A 17,399-nucleotide genomic window follows, 5' to 3' on the forward strand; every position below is an offset into this window, starting at 1 on the left:
GGGCATGGCGCGCCTCATCTACTCCATGATCACCTCGCTCGACGGCTACGCCAGCGGACCCAACGGAGGGTTCGACTGGGGGCTCGACGCCGATCTGCACGACTTCATTCGCGAGCAGTTCGACAGCGTCGGCACCTATCTCTACGGGCGGCGCATGTACGAGACGATGGTCTACTGGGAGACCGCGCACCTCGAACCCGACCAGGAGCAGGCGGGCATCGACTACGCGCTGAGCTGGCAGAAGGCGGAGAAGGTCGTCTTCTCGCGCACACTCGCGGAGGTGTCGAGCGAGCGCACCCGCATCGAGCGCGAGTTCGACGCGGCGACGGTCGCCCGCTGGAAAGAGCAGTCGCCGCACGACCTCACGATCGACGGGCCGACGCTCGCCGCGCATGCGATCCGCGCAGGACTCGTCGATGAGTTCCAGCTGTTCATCGGGCCCGGAATCGTGGGCGGCGGGCTGCGGTTTTTCCCCGAAGGCGCGCACATCGACCTGGAGCTGCTCGAGGACCGGCGCTTCGACAGCGGCGTGATGTTCCTGCGCTATCGCGCTCTGCAGCCGTGAGGGGTCGCGGGGGCGAACCGGCACGAACTGCGACCCGAAGCGCGCCGAGTAGCCTGAACGAGTGACCGAGACCCCGCCCTTCAGCCCCACGATCGCGCTGCTCACCGTGGCCGCCGGGTGGCAGGAGGCCTTCGCCGCGGCACTGAAACCGCTCGGCCTGACCTCGCGCAAGTATGCGCTGCTCGGCCACATCCGCGGCACGCCGGGGATCTCGTTCAGCGAGCTGGCCCGTCGCTCTCGCATCACCGCGCCCAGCGCGCACGTGGCGGTCGCCGCGCTCAAAGACGAGGGACTCGTCGACGACGCCACGGCTCGCGCGGGCGCCGCGTCTCAGCTGCAGGTGACGGAACGAGGCCAGCAGGTGCTGGCGGATGCCGCGGGCCGGGTCGCCGCCCTCGACGAGTCCTTCGCCGCCGCGCATCCGGGCCTCACCGAGGCACTCCGCGCGCACCTCATCGACGTGATGGGCGCACCCCGCAACCTTTAGGTAGACTAAAGGTGTGGAACATCTCCTTCTCTCGGTACACGTCCTCGCCGGCATCCTCTTCATCGGCCCCGTCGCCGTCACCGCCAGCCTCTTCCCGCGGTTCGCACCGCAGCCGGCCGACGGTGGCGCGCCCGATCCGGATGCCGCCGGCCTCGGCGTGGCGACAGTGCTGCACCGGATCACCCGTGTCTACGGCATCCTCGCCCTCACGGTGCCGGTGATCGGCCTCGCGCTCGCCGCCGTGCAAGGCAGGATCGGCGAGATCTGGATCACGATCGCCATGGTGCTCACCTCAGTCGCGGGAGGACTGCTGGCACTGCGCATCGTGCCGGCGCAGCGCGACGCGCTCGCCGGCACCCTCGATGCCCGTGGCGGCCGCACGATGCGCATGATGACCGGGATGTTCAACCTGCTCTGGGTCGCCGTCGTCGTGCTCATGATCGTGCGACCGGGTGCCGAATGAGGCCCCTGCTGCGGGTGCTCGACGTGCTCTCGGTGCTCGAGCTGCTGAGCATCGCCGTGCTGCTTCTCAACCTGCTGACCGTGCATGTCGACGGCGTCGCCTCGGCGCTCGGGCCTATCCACGGCGCGCTCTACCTCGCCGTCGCGGTCACCGCGCTGTTCGGGCGCGATCTGATGCTGCGGACGCGACTGATGGCGCTCATCCCGGTGCTCGGCGGCGTGCTGACGCTGATGAACGTGCGCAGGGAAGCGCGGCGGTGACGCTCGGCCGCGGGGCGCGCGACGAGACCCCCCGGCGTCACGACCCCCCGCGTCACGACCCCAACGGTCGCAGGAACTCTTGACGCACGTCTGACATGTCCGCATCGTCACGCGAGGGGTGCACGCGGTTCGTCAGCAGCACCCCGAATCCGCCGCCGGCGAGGTCGACCGCGAAACACGTTCCGGTGAAGCCGGTGTGGCCGACGGCATCCGTCTCGCCCATCCAGGCTGCATCGCGCACACGCAGCCCGAGCGCCTGACCGTAGCCCGCCTCGGCGCGCGCGACCGGCGTCGTCATGAGGCGGATGCTGGCCGCTGACAGCACGCGCCCGCCCCCACCGACCCCGTCGTCGCGGATCATCCGCGCCAGTGCAGCGACGTCGTGCACGGTGCCGAAGAGTCCCGCGTGGCCGGCTGGCCGCCCGAGCGCATGCGCCAGCTCATCGTGCACTGCGCCGCGCACGAGCCCGCGATGCGGCTGCACCTCGGTCGCGACGGACAGCTGCGGCGCCGGCGTCCAGGTCAGCGTCGCCGCGCCGAGCACCTCGGCCGCCGCAGCGACGAGTTCGGCGAACGGTCGACCCGACACGCGTTCGAGCACCTCACCCACCGCGATGAATCCCACGTCCGAGTACCGGTGCGTCGTCCCGGGCGATGCGAGCAGTTCACTGCGCAGCACTGCCGCCCGCAGTTCCTCGCCCACGATCCCCGACCGCCACAGCGCACCCTCCGCGGGCAGCCCCGAGGTGTGCGTGAGCAGGTGCCGCAGCGTGATGCGGTCGGCGCCCGCCCCGCTCCCGACCGCCACGACACCGGCGACCGGCTCGTCGAGGTCGAGCAGCCCGGCATCTCCCAGCCGCAGCGCGGCCACGGTCGTGAAGATCTTGGTCAGCGACGCGAGGTCGAACAGATGCGCGTCGGTCAGCGGGGTGTCGTCGCCGTCGGCCGGGGTGCCCAACACCGTGAGCTCGGCGGCGTCCGATCGGCGGATGCTGCGCAGCGACGCCCACGCCGATCCCGGCGCCCCGTTCACTACGCCCGACTCACTTGCTCATGCCCGAGGTGAGCCCGTTGATGATCTGCTTCGTGGCGAGCAGGAACAGCACCACCAGCGGGATCGTCGCGATGGTCAGGCCGGCGAACAGCTGCGGCCAGTCGGTCGAGTACTCGCCGAAGAAGCGGGTGAGCCCGACGGGCAGCGTGTACGAGTCGCGGTCGCGCAGAAGGATCAGCGGGTAGAAGAAGTCGTTCCACACGGGCACGAAGCGGAACACGATCACGGTCGCGAGTGCGGGTCGGACGAGCGGCAGCAGGATCTGCAGGAACGTGCGGAAGGGGCCGGCGCCGTCGATGCGCGCGGCTTCTTCGAGCTCGATGGGCAGAGCGCGGAAGAACACCGTCAGCACGAACGTCGTGAACGGGATGCCGAGGGCGCCGTAGACGAGGATCAGGCTGAAGACGTTGCTCGTCATCCGCAGCGAGTCGAGCAGATAGAACAGCGGCAGGATCGCCAGGTGCACCGGCAGCATGAGTCCCGACAGGAACACCGCCTCGATGCCGCGGAAGAACTTCGCCCGCGCCCGCGCGAATGCGTAAGCGGCGAGGACCGACACGACGGTGGTGACGATGACCGACCCGACGGTCACGGTGATCGAGTTCACGAAGTAGGTGTCGAACGATGCCGTGATCCAGGCGTTCTGGAAGCTCGTGAACGTCGGCGGGACGGGAAGGCCCAGCGGCTCGGTCGCGATCTGCTGCTGCGTGCGCAGCGAGTTGTTGACCATGAGCAGCAGCGGGCCGATCGCGACCAGCGCGTATCCCCACAGGAAGATGTTCGCGAGCAGGCGTCCGAGGAACGAGCTGTCGGAGGTGCGGCTGGTGCGGCGACGCGCGGCCGAGGGGCGGCGACCCGACACGATCGCCTCGGTCGTCGGCGCGGGGCGTGGTTCGGTGGCGGTGGTCATCAGAACAGCTTTCGTTCGGCTCGGCGCATCGTGGAGGTGATGATGACGGAGATCACCATGATGAAGATGAAGAGCACCGTCGCGAGGGCGGAGGACACCCCGATGGAGTTCGGGTTCCCGGACTCGAAGGCGGTGCGGTAGAACAGCAGCATCATCACGTCGGTCGAGCCCGCCGGTGCGCCGTTCGAGCCGGCGAGGGCGAACGGGATGGCCATCGCCTCCATGCTGCCGATGAAGGTGAGCACGGTGATGATGCCGATGGTCGGGGTGAGCATCGGCAGCGTGATGTAGCGGAAGCGCTTGCCGGCGGTGGCGCCGTCGAGCGACGCGGCCTCCTCGATCTCCTCGGGGATGCCGCCGAGGGCTGCGCCGTAGAGCAGGATCGGGAAGCCGATCCACTGCCACGCGCTGACGAGCACGATGACCCAGATCGCGAGCTGCGGGTCGCCGAGCCAGGGGAGTGCGAGGCTCTCGAGGCCGACGCCGCGCAGGATCGCGTTGATCGGGCCGAACAGCGGCGACAGCATCAGCGACCAGAGGTAGCCGATCACCATCGGGCTGACCAGGTAGGGCAGCGCGAAGATCGTCTGGAAGAAGCGCTTCGTGCGCTTGCGGCGGTGCAGCAGAGTCGCGATGCCGAGGCCCAGCGAGTTCTGGAAGACGAGGGCGCCCGCGAACAGCAGCAGGTTGTGACCGAAGGCGTTCCAGAGCTCCGAGGCGTAGGGCTCCTTCGTCAGGAGCGTGATGTAGTTGCCGACGCCGGCGAAGCCGCCCTGCTTGGTCCCCTGCCAGTCGAAGAACGAATAGCTGAGCGCGGCGAGCATCGGGTACAGGATGAGCACCGCGAACAGCGCCGCCGCCGGCAGCACGAACAGCAGCGCGGTCGGCGTCGTCAGTGCGATGCCGGCCCGCGAGCGCCGCGGCTTCTCCTGGCGGAGGGGGAGGGTGAGGGCCATGATGTCTCTTTCACTGCGGGGTGGGGGCGCCAGGGCGACGCCCCCACCACCGTCGGATCAGGATGCGGGGGTGAACCAGGTGGAGACCCCGGACTGCAGGTCGGATCCCAGCTGCTCGGGCGTCTTGTCACCGAGGAACATCGCCTGGATGTCCGGGCCGAGCACCGCGGTGCCGGTCGGGTCGCCGTAGCGGAAGTCGACCAGCAGCAGGTACGGAGCGGGGTTCTCGGTGTACTGCTCGTTCATCTCCTGCATCAGCGGGTCGGAGTACTCCACACCCGGCAGGGCGGAGAACTGGTCGACCTCGTCGGCGACCAGCTGGCCGAACTCCTTGGTGGTCATCCAGTTGAGCAGCTCGGTCGCGGCCTCCTGCTGGTCGCTGGAGGCGTTGATGCCGAAGCTGCCGTCGGCGTAGCCGGGGGTGACGGCGTGGTCGAGTGCGCTGTCGGGAGCCGGCGGCACCTCGTAGACGCCCCACTCGGTGTCGGGAGCGGAGTTCTGGAACGTCGGCAGGTCGAACGAGCCGCCGGGCCACTGCGCGGCCTGGCCCGAGGTGAACTGCAGCACCGCGTCGGCCACGGCGATCGCGTTGACGTTCTTGTCGAGGTACTTCTGCATGTCCTTGACGATCTGCAGCGAGGCCACGTACGCCGGGTCGGTGAAGTCGGCCTCGCCGGCGAGCACCTTCTCCTCGAAGTCCGCGCCGCCGTAGTTCGCCGAGCCCACGATGTCGTGGAACATCGGCAGCACCCAGTCTTCGCGGGCGCCGAGCGCCATCGGCGTGACGCCCTCGCCGAGGAGCTCCTCCTGCAGGGCGATGAACTCGTCCCAGTCGGTGGGTTCCTCCAGGCCCATCTCGTCGAACATGGTCTTGTTGTAGAACATCTGCATGGTCTGGTACGCGAACGGGACGCCGTAGGTGGCGCCGTCGTCCTTGCCCTGAGCGGCACGCAGCACGGTCGGGTCGAACTGGTCGAGACCGTCGACGATGTCGTCGATCGGCACGATCTGCTCGGACTGGATCGCGGGCTGGATGCCGCCGTAGGCGCGCAGCATCGCGATGTCGGGTCCGTCGCTGCCTTCGAGACCGGTCGCGAGGATCTGGTTGTACTCGGTGGGCTGGAAGCCCTCGAACTCGATGGTCACACCGGGGTGCGACTCCTCGTACTTGTCGAACACGGCCTCCCACTTCGGAGACGACGACGCCTGCCACGACCAGATCGAGAGCGTGACGTCTTCTTCGCCGCCGCTACCCTCTCCGCTCGACGCCGAGGGCGCGCATCCGGCCACGGCCAGGCCCGTGACCAGGAGACCTGCGGTGAACGCAAATCGGGTGGTGCGGTATCGCATGGGGTTCCTCTCGGTTGTGAGAGCCGTCGGCCGGACCGGGGCGTCTCTGCTGTGAAAGCCTCCGCCCACTTTGGGCAACTTTTTACAGAAACTCAAGAGCAATTCGAAAATTACTTCCATTCGTAACACGGCCGTGTCATCCTGGTGCCGTGTCCACCAGTGCGATGACCGCCATCCATCAGCGTCTGTCGGCGCTCACCCCCACCGAGCGCCGCATCGCCACGCACGTGCTGGCTGATCCGCAGAGCGTGGTCGAGAACTCCATCACGCACCTCGCCGCCGCCTGCGGCACGTCGGTCGCGAGCATCGCCCGCTTCACGCAGAGCCTCGGCTTCTCGGGCTACCCCGATCTGCGCCGGGCCCTCGCCACCGAACTCGACCGCAGCGCCACCGACCGCGAGCGCTTCCAGGTGTCCGAGAGCGACGTCAGCCGACACGACGACGCACTCACCACGGTGCGCAAGATCGCCTTCGCCGAGGCATCCGCCATCGAGCAGACCGCGCGCCAGATCGACATCGACGAACTCGAGCGCTGTGTCGACGCGATTCGGGCGGCGCGGCGCATCGACATCTACGGCGCGGCGTCCAGCGGACTCGCCGCGCAGGACCTCGAGCAGAAGCTGCACCGCGCCGGTCTCGTCGCCCAGGCACGCACCGACCTGCACCTCGCCCTCACCGGGGCCGCACTGCTCGACGAGCGCGACGTGGCGATCGCGATCTCGCACTCCGGGCGCACGCTCGAGATCGTGCAGTCGGCCGAGGTCGCCGCGCGCGCCGGTGCCACCACGATCGCCATCACCAACAACCCGCGCTCGCCGCTCGCCCGCGTCTGCACGCTCGTGCTGGTGACGGCCGTGTCGGAGTCGACCTTCCGATCCGGCGCGATGGCCAGCCGCATCGCGCAGCTCGCCGTGCTCGACTTCCTGTTCACGCGCATCGCTCAGGCCGACTACGACACGATCTCCGACAACCTGCAGCGCACCTACAACGCCGTCACCGACCACAGAATCGACTGATCGCATGCTCCTCGGAATCGACCGCCTGATCCGCCGCAACATCCCCGCCGACCTGCTCACGCGCCTCGGGGGCAGCCGCATCGGCATGGTGACCAACGATCTCGCGCTGACCTCCGACCTGCAGCGAGGGCGGCAGCCGCTGACCGCCGCGGGCTGGACCTTCACGCGTCTGTTCGGACCGGAGCACGGGCTCAGCGGCCGCGCGCGTGAGGGCGAGTTGGTCGACGACCGCACCGATCCGGTCACCGGCGTCGAGGTGCGCAGTCTCTACGGCGCCGACGTGCGCCCGACGCCCGCCGACCTCGCCGACCTCGACGTGATGCTGATCGATCTGCCCGACGTGGGCGCCCGCTTCTACACCTACATCTGGACCATGAGCCACGTGCTCGAGGCCTGCGCCGACGCCGGCGTCGCCGTGGTCGTGCTCGATCGCCCGAACCCGATCGGCGGACGACTGGACCGGGCCGAGGGGCCGATGCTCGACGAGCGCGCCCAGTCGCTGGTGGGGCGGTGGAGCATGCCCATCCGGCACGGCCTGACGATCGGCGAACTCGCGCGGCACTGGGTGCGCACGCGGAGGATCGACGTCGACCTCACCGTGATCGAGGTCGAGGGATGGACCCGCGACGCCCCGATCGGTTGCGGGGAGCGGACCTGGATGCCGCCGTCACCGAACCTGCCCAGCCCCACCACCGCGCTGCTGTACCCCGGCACCTGCCTGGCCGAGGGCGTGAACGTGTCGGAGGGCCGCAGCACCGCGGTGCCGTTCCGTGTGATCGCCGCGCCGTTCCTCGACGGGGAGCGCTACGCCGCAGCCATCGCCGCCGCACGGTTGCCCGGTCTCGTCGCCGTGCCGTACGGCTTCACCCCCCTCGTGCGCGACCACGCGGGCGAGGCCTGCGAGGGCGTCATCCTGCACATCACCGATGCCGAGGCGCTGCGCCCCGTGCACGCGGGAGCCCGCCTGCTGTCGCTGATCGAGGAGCTGCACCCCGGCGCCCTCGAGGAGCGGTCGTTCGTGCCGATGCCCGGCGAGTCCGACTGGTCGCCGCTCGAGAAGCTGTTCGGCGTGCAGGGCGCCTTCGCCCAGATCGTCGCGGGGGAGTGGGACGACCCGGCGCGCTTCGCCGTGCCCGAGTGGGCGGATGCCGTGGAGCAGGACCTGCTGTACCGCTGAGTGCGGTCTTCGCACCGCAACATGCGCATACCCGGCATCCTCACGAATCGTCAAGCCCCGTCGCGGTCTCGATGCCGTGCGGCACGGTGGTGCCATGACCCACACCCGACCCGCCGGCGCGATCGCGCACTTCCTCGACGAGCAGCGCGCCGAGATCATCGACCGCCTCTCGGAGTGGGTGCGCATCCCGTCGGTGTCGGCCGACCCCGAGCGCCGCGACGAGATGCTGCGCTCGGCGGAGTGGATCGCCGACGAGATGCGCGATGCGGGCATGCAGGTGCAGGTCCTGCCGACGGGAGACTCTGCGGCGGTGTACGGCGAGCTCCGCGGCGACCCCGGCGCGCCGACCGTGCTCGTGTACAGCCATCACGATGTGCGCCACGCCAAGCCCGAGGAGTGGAGCGTGACCGGGCCGTTCGCGCCGCTGCTGCGCGAAGGGCGGCTGTACGGACGCGGGGCGTCGGACGCCAAGGGGCAGGTGCTCGCGCACACGTGGGCGCTGCGGGCGCACTGTTCGACCCGCGCCGACCGCACTCCGCGAGCCACCGTGAGGTTCATCATCGACGGCGAGGAGGAGATCGGCTCGCCGAGCCTCAAGAAACTGCTGGAGGAGCGCCGCGAGATGTTCGCGTGCGATGTGGTGGTGTTCTCCGACACGGTGCAGTGGAGTGCAGATTCTCCGGCGCCCGTCACGTCGATGCGGGGCACCATGACGGCATCCCTCACGGTGCGGGGGCCTGATCGCGATGTGCACAGCGGCGTGGCATCCGGTGTCACCGTGAACCCCGCGATCGCCCTGGCGCAGGTGCTGGCCGGTCTGCATGACGACGACGGTCGGATCGCCGTTCCGCACTTCTACGACGACGTCGAACCGGTCACCCCCGAGCGCGGGCAGGAGTTCGCTGCGCTGCCCATCGATCTCGAGGCGTGGGTCGCGGGCACCGAGACGCGGGTCATCAGCGGCGAGTCCGGCTTCACGCTCGCCGAGCGGCTGTGGGCGCGACCCGCGATCGAGGTGCTGTCCGTGCTGGCCGGCGAACCGCAGGGCATCGAGCGCTCGGTGATTCCGCGCGAGGCCAGCGCGTCGATCAGCATCCGGTACGTGCCAGGGCAGCGCGCGGCGACCGTCGCCGAGCAGCTGCAGCGCTATGTCGCCGAGGCCATGCCCGAAGACGCGGAGTACACCTTCGAGGTGCACGAGGACCTGGCGCAGGAGCCGTACGTGTCGCCCCCGGGTCCGGTGCTCGACGCGCTCGAGCGCGCCCTCACGCTGGGCCACGGGACCGCCGTGCAGGGCCGCATGGGCAACGCCGGCGGCGGTCCGGCGGACCTGCTGGCGCACGAGCTCGATGTGCCGGTGTACTTCCTCGGCACCGGGCTGCCCGAAGACCACTGGCACGCCAGCGACGAGAGCGTCGATGTGCGGATGCTGCTGCAGGGAGCGGCATCGATCGCGCACCTGTGGCGCGAGATCGGGGCGATGGCGGTCGAGGAGCGCGCCGCGAGCTGACTCGCTCCGGCCCGGCCGCGATGAGACCCGCTTCCGGGTCAGGCGTCGGTGCGGAAGCCGGTCGCCTTGTGCGTGCCGTCGCAGAACGGCTTGATCGTCGAGAGCCCGCAGCGGCAGAGTGCGACCGTGCGGCGGCGGCTCTCGAGCGGCTGGCCCTCGTCGTCGTGCAGCTCCACGTCGCCGCGCACGAGCAGCGGCCCGTCGGGATATGCCGTGATCGTGACCGGTTCGCGGTCGGCGCTCATGACGCGACCCGCTCGCGGAGCGACGACGCGCCCCGACTCCAGCACTCGAGCATGTGCTCGGCGCCCCAGCCGTCGACGGTCAGGCACGCCGATGCGCCGAACATGATGTCGCCCAGCAGCTCGGGGTGATCCTCGGCGAGCGTTCCGGCGAGGTCACGTGCGGCGATCTGCTCGTGCACCGCATCGGCCTCGACGTGCTCGTCGAAGTACGCCGTCACGTCGTCACCGAAGCCCAGGCGGCGCAGTCCGTCGCCGTACAGCCGGTTGGGGATCGACGAGGTCATCTCGAACGCGGCGAGGTGCCCGACGATCGCGCCCAGCAGGCGGCGGTTGAGCCCGAACATCGACATCGTGTTGTGCGAGGCCAGCGTGATCGCGGGCGCATCGTCGACGTACGCGCCGTAGGTGTCGTCGAGGCCGGCCCCGCGCATCGCGGTGGCGAACATCGTCGCGTGCACGCGTTCGGGGCGGCCGCCGCCGTACTCGTCGGACTGGATCTCGACCAGCGCGGCTTTGGGCCGCCCGTGCAGACGCGGGATCGCCCAGGAGTGCGGGTCGGCCTCGCGCAGCGTGTAGATCGAGCGCTGGATGAAGAACTCCGTGGCCTGCTCGGTGGTCGCCTTCTTCGCCAGGTAGCGCGACAGGCTCGGGCCCGTGTCGGCTTCGGCCAGCGCGAACAGGGCGCGGCCCACAGCGTCGACCGTGGGCTCGGGCGAGTCGGGCGCGGGGACACGCTCGCGCAGCACGGCCTCGAACGCGGTCTCGAGCAGCTGACGCGTGGCGACCAGTTCGGGATCCCATTCGAGCGACGCGTCGAGTTCAGGCAGCGAACCGTATGCCGAGGCGTAGAGCAGGAAGAGCGCGAGCTGGATGTCGTCGTCGCGCACGATGTCGTCGGTCATCGCCAGCGCGGTCTCGGCCTGGGCATGCAGGTCGGGCGACTCCTGTCCGACGAGGCGGCTCAGCACGGCGGCGCTCAAAGGCCCCCGCGCGGTGATGTCGGAGACGGTGGCGGGGACGGCAGTCGAGGTCATGTCACGCAGTCTCGCGCGCGCGAGCGCTGTCGGGAAGGGTCTTGACGCGGGCCGCTCGATGCGGCATCCGACCGGCCGTAGGCTGGACTCATGACCAAGAACAAGCTCTGGACCGTCCTCGGTGTCATCCTCGCCGTCGTGATCGCCTGGTGGCTGGTGAGCGCCCTGTTCTCGGTGCTGTGGTTCATCGCCAAGCTCGCGATCGTCGCCGTGGTGGCGATCGTCGTCTACTTCGTGATCCGCAGCATCTTCACCCGCGACGCCGACTGACGCCCGACCGGCTCAGCCGGCGACCTTCGCCCCGATGCGGTACTGCGCCGCGCGATGGGTGTCCTGCACCCGGTCGCCGCGTCCGTGCAGCTTGTGGCGCAGGGTGCCGGGTGTGTACTCCTCTGGGTAGAGCCCGCGCTCGCGCAGCACCGGGATGACGTGCTCGATCACGTCGGCCCAGGTGCCCGGGGTCACCGCGTACGCGAGGTTGAAGCCGTCGATGTCGGTCTCGTCGACCCAGGACTGCAGCTCGTCGGCGATCTCGACGCCCGAGCCGATGACGGTCGGGCCGAGGCCGCCGATCGCGTTGTGCCGTCCGAAGTCGCCGACGGTCCATTCGCGGCCGAGGTCGGCCTCCTCCTTCAGATGCTGCAGCACCGACTGGATCGCGTTCGACTCGACGTTGCCGACCGGCTCGTCCTCGCCGTACTGCGACAGGTCCACGCCCATCCATCCCGACATGAACGTGAGCGCGCCCTCGGGGCTGGCGTACGAGAGGTACTCGGCGTGCTTGGCCGTCGCCTCTTCGCTGGTCGCCGCGGTGATCACGGTGAGCAGCGTGTAGATGCGGGCGTCGTAGCGGTCGCGCCCCGCGGCCTCGAGTCCGTCGCGGATGCGCTTCACGGTCTTCGCGAGCACCTCCTTCGAGGGGGCGGCGACGAAGATCGCCTCGGCGTTCTCTGCCGCGAACTTCACGCCGCGGGGGCTCGCGCCGGCCTGGTAGATCACCGGGGTGCGCTGCGGCGACGGCTCGGAGATGTGGATGCCGGGAACGCTGAAGTGCGTGCCCTCGTGCCCGATCGGGTGCACCTTCGACGGGTCGGTGAAGATGCCGCGTTCACGGTCTTCGACGACCGCATCGTCTTCCCACGAGCCCTCCCACAGCTTGTAGAGCACCTCGACGTACTCGTCGGCGTGGTCGTAGCGGTCGTCGTGGGCGAGCTGGTCGGTCTGCCCCATGTTGCGCGCGGCACTGGGCAGATAGCCGGTCACCACGTTCCAGCCGATGCGGCCGTTCGTGAGGTGATCGAGCGTGCTGAGGCGGCGGGCGAACGGGTAGGGGTGCTCGAACGCGGTTCCCGCGGTGATGCCGAAGCCCAGGTGCTCGGTCACGGCGGCCATCGCGCTCACGAGCAGGATGGGATCGTTCACCGGCACCTGCGCGCCGTTGCGGATCGCGGCCTCGTTCGTGCCGCCGTAGACGTCGTAGGTGCCCAGCACGTCGGCGATGAAGATGCCGTCGAACGTCGCGCTCTCGAGCAGCTTCGCCAGATCGGTCCAGTACGTGATCGTGTTGTACTGGCGCGAGCGGTCGTCGGGGTGCCGCCACAGGCCGGACGACTGGTGGGCGACGCAGTTCATGTCGAAGGCGTTGAAGCGGATCTGACGAGTCATGGACCCATGAAACGGGATGACTCCGCCCGAGGCCACCCTCGGCGACACGGTCCGACACATTCGCCGCAGGTCAGCCGGCGTCCGACTCCTCGACCAGCCTCGGGCTCGGGTCGGGCGGCAGGATCTCGACCCGCTGCCGCGCCTGCGACTGCGCCCGCCACCAGATCACGAATCCGACCGCGGTGAACAGTCCGTAGAAGACGTACATCAGGCCGGTGGCGTAGTACCCCGAGCTGAACAGCAGCGGCACGCCCACCACGTCGACGGCGATCCACAGCAGCCAGAACTCGGTCCATCCCTTCGCCATGCCGTAGGTCGCCAGCAGCGAGCCGACGAATGTCCAGGCGTCCGCCCACACCGGCTCCCACGACCCCAGCGCGCGGAACAGCGGGGTCAGCGCGAGCGTGCCGATGATGAGCGCGGCGACCAGCCCCACCCGTGCGCCGGTCGGCGCCCAGTGCGGGCTGATGCGTCCGCCCTCGGCCTGACGCCAGCGCACCCAGCCGTAGATCGCGACGGCGATGAACATGACCTGCCGCCCCGCCTGTCCGAGCAGATGCGGCACCGAGGGATCCGGGCTGAGGATCGATCCGAGGAAGACGGTGAGCAGCAGCACATTGCCGACGATGCCGACCGGCCACGCCCAGATCCTGCGCCGCATGCCGCCGATCGCGCTCGCGAGCCCGAACGCGTTGCCGACCACCTCACGCACGAGCAGCGTCTGCCCGCCGGGCAGCACCCAGGTCGAGTTGAAGGCGTCGACGAGCCAGGTCAGCGGATCCATCGCGAGGTCAGGAGGTCGGTGCTGCGGCCGGCGTCGGCCGGTCGTCGAGCGTCAGCTGCAGGAAAGAGAGGTCAAGCCAGCGGCCGAACTTGGCGCCGACCTGGGGCATGCGTCCGGCCTCGACGAAGCCGAGCCGCTCGTGCAGGGCGATGGATGCCGCGTTGCCGCTCTCGACCGCCGCGATCATCACATGGATGCCGCGCTCGCGCGCCCGCTCGATCAGCGCGACCATGAGCGCGGTGCCGATGCCGCGGCCCTGCCCGTCGCCGCGCACGTAGACGGAGTGCTCCACCGTGTGGCGGAAGCCGCTGTGCGGGCGCCATCGTCCGTATGACGCGTAGCCCAGCACGCCGGTGTCGTCGGCGGCCACGATCACGGGGAATCCGTCGGCGGTGCGTTCGGCCAACCAGGCGGCGCGGTCGTCGAGGTCCACCGGATCCTCGTTCCAGATCGCGGTGGTGTGCACCACGGCGTGGTTGTGGATCGCGGTGATCGTGTCGAGGTCCGCGGCGACGGCATCCCTGATCTGCACGGGTGTCTCCTGGTCTGCGCTTCGGGCGCGCATCGCCGACGTTATCAGGGCGGCGGGCGTGCGCGGCGCGCGCGCCCCGACACCAAGATGTCGGGGGTTTTGGCTGAACCGCGTCACGGATGGAGCTCTGTGCGGTCATGCCCCAGGAAGTAAACCGTTCGGCGCTCTGCCGAACGGCAGAAAGAAAGTCGATTGTGAACGCTTTGAGAAACAGAAATGAGACCGGCGACGCGCCGGTCATGAGCCTCGGCAGACGAGTCGGAGGACGCATCGCCGTCGTCATCGCGGGGGTGCTGATCGTCGTGGTGAGCGTGATGCTGGCGGTCGTCGCCTTCCTGGGCACAGCCTACGCAGCGCCGAACAAGGTCGCGATGTACGGGGCGGCGATCATTGTCGGGATCATCGTGGCCTCCGGGCTGTCATGGATCGCGTTCCGCTGGACCCGCCGCCGCCGCGCGAAGGGTACTGGCTGGGGTCGTCGCAGCCTGACGAGTTCGATCGTCACGGGCGTGACCGCGCTCGTGCTCGTCGCGACAACGGCTGTTCTCGCGGCGCCGAGCGACACCTCTCACGCTTTCCCTGCCCCGGATGACGTCGTCGGGTCGGCGGAGACGCAGCACGTCGACCTGTCGACGGGCTCGCGCATCGCGTGGTGGAAGACCGAGGCGAAGACCAAGTCCGGCAAGCCTCCGATCATCGTCCTTCACGGTGGACCCGGCCAATATCAGGGCGGCACGATGGGCATTGTCGAAAAGCTCGCGCAGGACCAGGGAGTCGATGCCTACTACTTCGACCAGGTCGGTGCAGGCTTCTCGGGGCTCCTCCCCGCCGACGAGTACTCGATGCAGCGGTTGCTCGACGACCTTGACGCCTTCCGCAAGGAGGTCGTCAAGTCCGACAAGATCTCGCTGGTCGGTCATTCCTTCGGCGGCTTCTATGCCGAGGCATACGCGTCGAGTCACCCGGAAGTCATCGACAAGGTCGCACTCCTCGCGCCGCTGTCATACAGTTCCGGTCTTTCCGAGGAGGAGGAGGCGAAGATCCCATCAGCGCCCGTCGGCGACAGCCCACCCTTCGACCCGAGCGTTGTCAGTCCCGTGATTCTGGTCAAGATCTCGATCGCGTCCAAATTGCAGAAGATCAACCCGTTCGCCTCAGAGGCCTTCATGTCGCAGGAGGAGCAGATGAGCGCGCTCGGCAGCTTGAGCGGAGACAAGTCGCGAGCGAACGCCATCGCCACGATCGCGGTGAATGACACTGCGTGGCCGATCTTCGAGGATGTCGTGGCTGACGTCACCAAGACGGCACTGCCGACGCTCATCGTGCGACCGGAGTTCGACTCCATCAACTGGTCCGCTCTGCGTCGGTATCGCGACGTGAACCCCAATGCGACCATGGTGTTCGCTCCTGGCCTGGCTCATCTCGACGTCGACGCCGATGACCTTGCGGTCTACGACCCGCTGCGCGCCTTCTTCGCAGGCGAGGACCTGCGAAAGTCCGACTTCCCCGTCTACGACGGTGAGGAAGACCCGCACTTCTTCTACGAGAACAAGAAGTAGGCCTCACACGCAGAAACACGACGCCCGTGACCGACTTCGGTCACGGGCGTCGTGCTGTCTCCAGTGTTTCGGAGAGCCCCGGCCTCAGACGTGCACGTCGGCGGGCGACTCCTCGCCCTCGTGGAAGTTCGCCTTCTTGCCGAAGAGCTTCGCGATGCCGAGGATGATCCCGACGACCACCAGTCCGGCGGCGAGACCCGCGACGGCCGAGAACAGGGTGTCGCCGATCCACACGATCACGCCGCCGGCCGGCTCGAGCGCGTGCTCGATGGCGTGCAGGATGTCGGCGCCGAAGTGCACGCCGACTTCGCCGAGGTTGACGAGCAGCAGGTGTCCGCCGACCCAGAGCATGGCGACGGTGCCCAGGATGCTGATGAAGCGGAACACCGCGGGCATCGACCGCACGATGCGCATGCCGGCATGCCGCACGCGCGCTTCGCGGTTCTTGGCCATCTTCAGCCCGATGTCGTCGATCTTCACGAGCAGAGCGACCGCGCCGTAGACGACGCCGGTCATCATCAGGGCGATCACGGCGAGGATCGCGAGCGTGGTCCAGACGTCGAGGCCCGCTTCGAGGTTCGAGAGTGAGATGAGCATGATCTCGGTCGAGAGGATCAGGTCGGTGCGTACGGCGCCCCACACGAGCTTGTTCTCATTGCGGGCGGTCTCATCGGCGTGGCCGTGCTGCACGCCGAACCACTCGAGCACCTTCTCGGCGCCCTCGAAGCAGAGGTATGCGCCACCGAGGATCAGCAGATACGGCAGCACCCACGGCGCGAAGGCGGTGAGCAACAGCGCGACCGGAATGATGATCACGAACTTGTTGGCGAGCGAGCCCAGCGCGATCTTCGCGACCACCGGCAGTTCACGCGCGGGCGTGATGCCCTGCACGTACTGCGGGGTGACCGCGGCATCGTCGATCACGACCCCGGCGGCTTTGGCCGAGGCCTTCATCGCGGCGCTCAGGATGTCGTCGACGACGGCGAGCAGACCAACCGACATGTGTTCCCCCTGTGTTGAGTGCAGACGAGAAACTCTACCGACACCGGGGGTCTTCTCAGGTGCGCGCCCCCTCGGTGCTGGCCAGAGCACGCTGCAGCGGCTGGTAGTGCTCGACGACGGCGCGACGATACGCCTCGACGTCGCCGGCGCGAGCGGCGGCGAGCATGTCGCCGTGCGCCTTCGCCGTCTGGTGGATGTCGTCGGGCTGCGCGATGCCGAGCTGCGGCAGCACGGCGGTGTGCACGTCCCAGAACGCGCCCACGAGCTGTCCGACCAGACGGTTGTCGAGCGCGCCGAAGAGCCGGGTGTGGAAGGCGCGGTCTTCGTCGAGGAAGTACTCGCCTCGGGCCGCCTTGTCGACCATCTCGTCGACGAGCTGGTCGAGTTCGCCATCGACGTTCTCGCGCGCGGCGGCCACGATGAGCTCAGCCATCGACAGATCGAGGGCGAGCCGCACCTCGACCACTTCACGCAACGCCTGCAGAGACCCCTCGGGAGACAGCACCCCGCGGAAGACCAGTGCTTCGACCATCGGATCCAGAGACATCGCTCCGACGTACGTGCCGTGCCCGTGTCGCACGTCGACGATGTCGAGCGTCGAGAGTGTGCGGATCGCCTCACGCACTGATGACCGCGAGACGTCGAGGTCAGCGCACAGCTCGGACTCCGTCGGAAGCGGGTCGCCAGGGGTGAGGCCACGGGTGAGGATGAGCTGCTTGATCTGATCCGCCGTCGTCGAACGCCGCATGCGCGACGCCCTTCCCGTGGTGGACTTCATCTGGTTCCTCTCGTCCCGGCCGAAACGCTCCGATCATCTCACTCTTGTGATC

General features: G+C 68.8%; 20 protein-coding genes. 9 read left to right on the forward strand and 11 right to left on the reverse strand.

Features of this window, described 5'->3' with window-relative positions; genetic code table 11:
- Nucleotides 1–4: 4 nt before the first annotated feature.
- The 4 genes from AC2D10_RS12145 (at nucleotide 5) to AC2D10_RS12160 (ending at nucleotide 1,775) form a co-directional block, all read left to right on the forward strand.
- Nucleotides 5–565 (forward strand): dihydrofolate reductase family protein, encoded by a 561-nt coding sequence (locus tag AC2D10_RS12145; RefSeq protein ID WP_484708004.1) that lies wholly within the window; start codon nucleotides 5–7, stop codon nucleotides 563–565.
- 61 nt (nucleotides 566–626) lie between these two features.
- Nucleotides 627–1,052, forward strand: coding sequence for a MarR family winged helix-turn-helix transcriptional regulator (locus tag AC2D10_RS12150; RefSeq protein WP_484708006.1), 426 nt, complete (start codon nucleotides 627–629; stop codon nucleotides 1,050–1,052).
- A 13-nt stretch (nucleotides 1,053–1,065) separates the two neighbouring features.
- Nucleotides 1,066–1,515 (forward strand): hypothetical protein, encoded by a 450-nt coding sequence (locus tag AC2D10_RS12155; protein ID WP_484708008.1) that lies wholly within the window; start codon nucleotides 1,066–1,068, stop codon nucleotides 1,513–1,515.
- Nucleotides 1,512–1,775, forward strand: a complete 264-nt coding sequence (locus AC2D10_RS12160) for a hypothetical protein (protein ID WP_484708009.1) — start codon at nucleotides 1,512–1,514, stop codon at nucleotides 1,773–1,775. The genes AC2D10_RS12155 and AC2D10_RS12160 overlap by 4 nt, the downstream gene beginning before the upstream one ends.
- A gap of 52 nt (nucleotides 1,776–1,827) precedes the next feature.
- On the opposite strand, the gene AC2D10_RS12165 is transcribed toward AC2D10_RS12160, so the two are convergent.
- Genes AC2D10_RS12165 through AC2D10_RS12180 form a run of 4 tightly spaced genes read right to left on the reverse strand, consistent with a single transcriptional unit; the run spans nucleotide 1,828 to nucleotide 6,045 of the window.
- Entirely contained in the window at nucleotides 1,828–2,808 is a 981-nt protein-coding gene (locus AC2D10_RS12165; protein WP_484708010.1) for a serine hydrolase domain-containing protein, read from the reverse strand.
- Nucleotides 2,809–2,818: 10 nt separating this feature from the next.
- A complete protein-coding gene (locus AC2D10_RS12170) occupies nucleotides 2,819–3,739 on the reverse strand; it encodes a carbohydrate ABC transporter permease (RefSeq protein WP_484708011.1) in 921 nt (306 codons plus the stop codon).
- Nucleotides 3,739–4,695: a carbohydrate ABC transporter permease gene (locus tag AC2D10_RS12175; protein WP_484708013.1), complete on the reverse strand. Its 957-nt coding sequence runs from the start codon at nucleotides 4,693–4,695 to the stop codon at nucleotides 3,739–3,741. Before AC2D10_RS12175 ends, AC2D10_RS12170 begins: the two co-directional genes overlap by 1 nt.
- Before the next feature lie 57 nt (nucleotides 4,696–4,752).
- Nucleotides 4,753–6,045 (reverse strand): ABC transporter substrate-binding protein, encoded by a 1,293-nt coding sequence (locus tag AC2D10_RS12180; protein WP_484708016.1) that lies wholly within the window; start codon nucleotides 6,043–6,045, stop codon nucleotides 4,753–4,755.
- Between the two features lie 149 nt (nucleotides 6,046–6,194).
- Between AC2D10_RS12180 and AC2D10_RS12185 the strand changes: the two genes are divergently transcribed.
- The 3 genes from AC2D10_RS12185 to AC2D10_RS12195 all read left to right on the forward strand — a co-directional run bounded on the left by AC2D10_RS12185 (nucleotide 6,195) and on the right by AC2D10_RS12195 (nucleotide 9,748).
- Nucleotides 6,195–7,061, forward strand: coding sequence for a MurR/RpiR family transcriptional regulator (locus AC2D10_RS12185; RefSeq protein WP_484708019.1), 867 nt, complete (start codon nucleotides 6,195–6,197; stop codon nucleotides 7,059–7,061).
- Nucleotides 7,062–7,065: 4 nt separating this feature from the next.
- Complete coding sequence (locus AC2D10_RS12190; RefSeq protein ID WP_484708020.1) at nucleotides 7,066–8,238, forward strand: exo-beta-N-acetylmuramidase NamZ family protein; 1,173 nt, start codon at nucleotides 7,066–7,068, stop codon at nucleotides 8,236–8,238.
- 94 nt (nucleotides 8,239–8,332) lie between these two features.
- The gene (locus AC2D10_RS12195) at nucleotides 8,333–9,748 is read left to right on the forward strand and encodes a M20/M25/M40 family metallo-hydrolase (protein WP_484708022.1); all 1,416 of its coding nucleotides are present in this window, start codon (nucleotides 8,333–8,335) and stop codon (nucleotides 9,746–9,748) included.
- A 38-nt stretch (nucleotides 9,749–9,786) separates the two neighbouring features.
- Here AC2D10_RS12195 and AC2D10_RS12200 read toward each other — a convergent pair whose 3' ends face one another.
- Nucleotides 9,787–9,993 (reverse strand): CDGSH iron-sulfur domain-containing protein, encoded by a 207-nt coding sequence (locus tag AC2D10_RS12200; RefSeq protein ID WP_484708023.1) that lies wholly within the window; start codon nucleotides 9,991–9,993, stop codon nucleotides 9,787–9,789.
- Nucleotides 9,990–11,027 (reverse strand): iron-containing redox enzyme family protein, encoded by a 1,038-nt coding sequence (locus AC2D10_RS12205; RefSeq protein ID WP_484708025.1) that lies wholly within the window; start codon nucleotides 11,025–11,027, stop codon nucleotides 9,990–9,992. The genes AC2D10_RS12200 and AC2D10_RS12205 overlap by 4 nt, the downstream gene beginning before the upstream one ends.
- A 90-nt stretch (nucleotides 11,028–11,117) precedes the next feature.
- Here AC2D10_RS12205 and AC2D10_RS12210 point away from each other — a divergent pair, with 90 nt between their 5' ends.
- Nucleotides 11,118–11,297: a hypothetical protein gene (locus AC2D10_RS12210; protein ID WP_484708027.1), complete on the forward strand. Its 180-nt coding sequence runs from the start codon at nucleotides 11,118–11,120 to the stop codon at nucleotides 11,295–11,297.
- Between the two features lie 12 nt (nucleotides 11,298–11,309).
- On the opposite strand, the gene AC2D10_RS12215 is transcribed toward AC2D10_RS12210, so the two are convergent.
- The 3 genes from AC2D10_RS12215 to AC2D10_RS12225 form a co-directional block, all read right to left on the reverse strand.
- A complete protein-coding gene (locus tag AC2D10_RS12215; protein ID WP_484708029.1) occupies nucleotides 11,310–12,692 on the reverse strand; it encodes an LLM class flavin-dependent oxidoreductase in 1,383 nt (460 codons plus the stop codon).
- 70 nt (nucleotides 12,693–12,762) lie between these two features.
- Entirely contained in the window at nucleotides 12,763–13,476 is a 714-nt protein-coding gene (gene pnuC / locus AC2D10_RS12220; RefSeq protein WP_484708031.1) for a nicotinamide riboside transporter PnuC, read from the reverse strand.
- Between the two features lie 7 nt (nucleotides 13,477–13,483).
- The gene (locus AC2D10_RS12225; RefSeq protein ID WP_484708032.1) at nucleotides 13,484–14,008 is read right to left on the reverse strand and encodes a GNAT family N-acetyltransferase; all 525 of its coding nucleotides are present in this window, start codon (nucleotides 14,006–14,008) and stop codon (nucleotides 13,484–13,486) included.
- A 137-nt stretch (nucleotides 14,009–14,145) separates the two neighbouring features.
- Here AC2D10_RS12225 and AC2D10_RS12230 point away from each other — a divergent pair, with 137 nt between their 5' ends.
- The gene (locus AC2D10_RS12230) at nucleotides 14,146–15,567 is read left to right on the forward strand and encodes an alpha/beta fold hydrolase (protein ID WP_484708034.1); all 1,422 of its coding nucleotides are present in this window, start codon (nucleotides 14,146–14,148) and stop codon (nucleotides 15,565–15,567) included.
- A gap of 84 nt (nucleotides 15,568–15,651) precedes the next feature.
- On the opposite strand, the gene AC2D10_RS12235 is transcribed toward AC2D10_RS12230, so the two are convergent.
- Both AC2D10_RS12235 and AC2D10_RS12240 read right to left on the reverse strand, forming a co-directional pair.
- The gene (locus tag AC2D10_RS12235; RefSeq protein WP_484708035.1) at nucleotides 15,652–16,569 is read right to left on the reverse strand and encodes a DUF808 domain-containing protein; all 918 of its coding nucleotides are present in this window, start codon (nucleotides 16,567–16,569) and stop codon (nucleotides 15,652–15,654) included.
- A 55-nt stretch (nucleotides 16,570–16,624) separates the two neighbouring features.
- Nucleotides 16,625–17,347, reverse strand: a complete 723-nt coding sequence (locus tag AC2D10_RS12240) for a FadR/GntR family transcriptional regulator (RefSeq protein WP_484708036.1) — start codon at nucleotides 17,345–17,347, stop codon at nucleotides 16,625–16,627.
- Nucleotides 17,348–17,399 lie beyond the last annotated feature (52 nt).

The organism is Microbacterium sp. PI-SA-G (assembly GCF_057215335.1).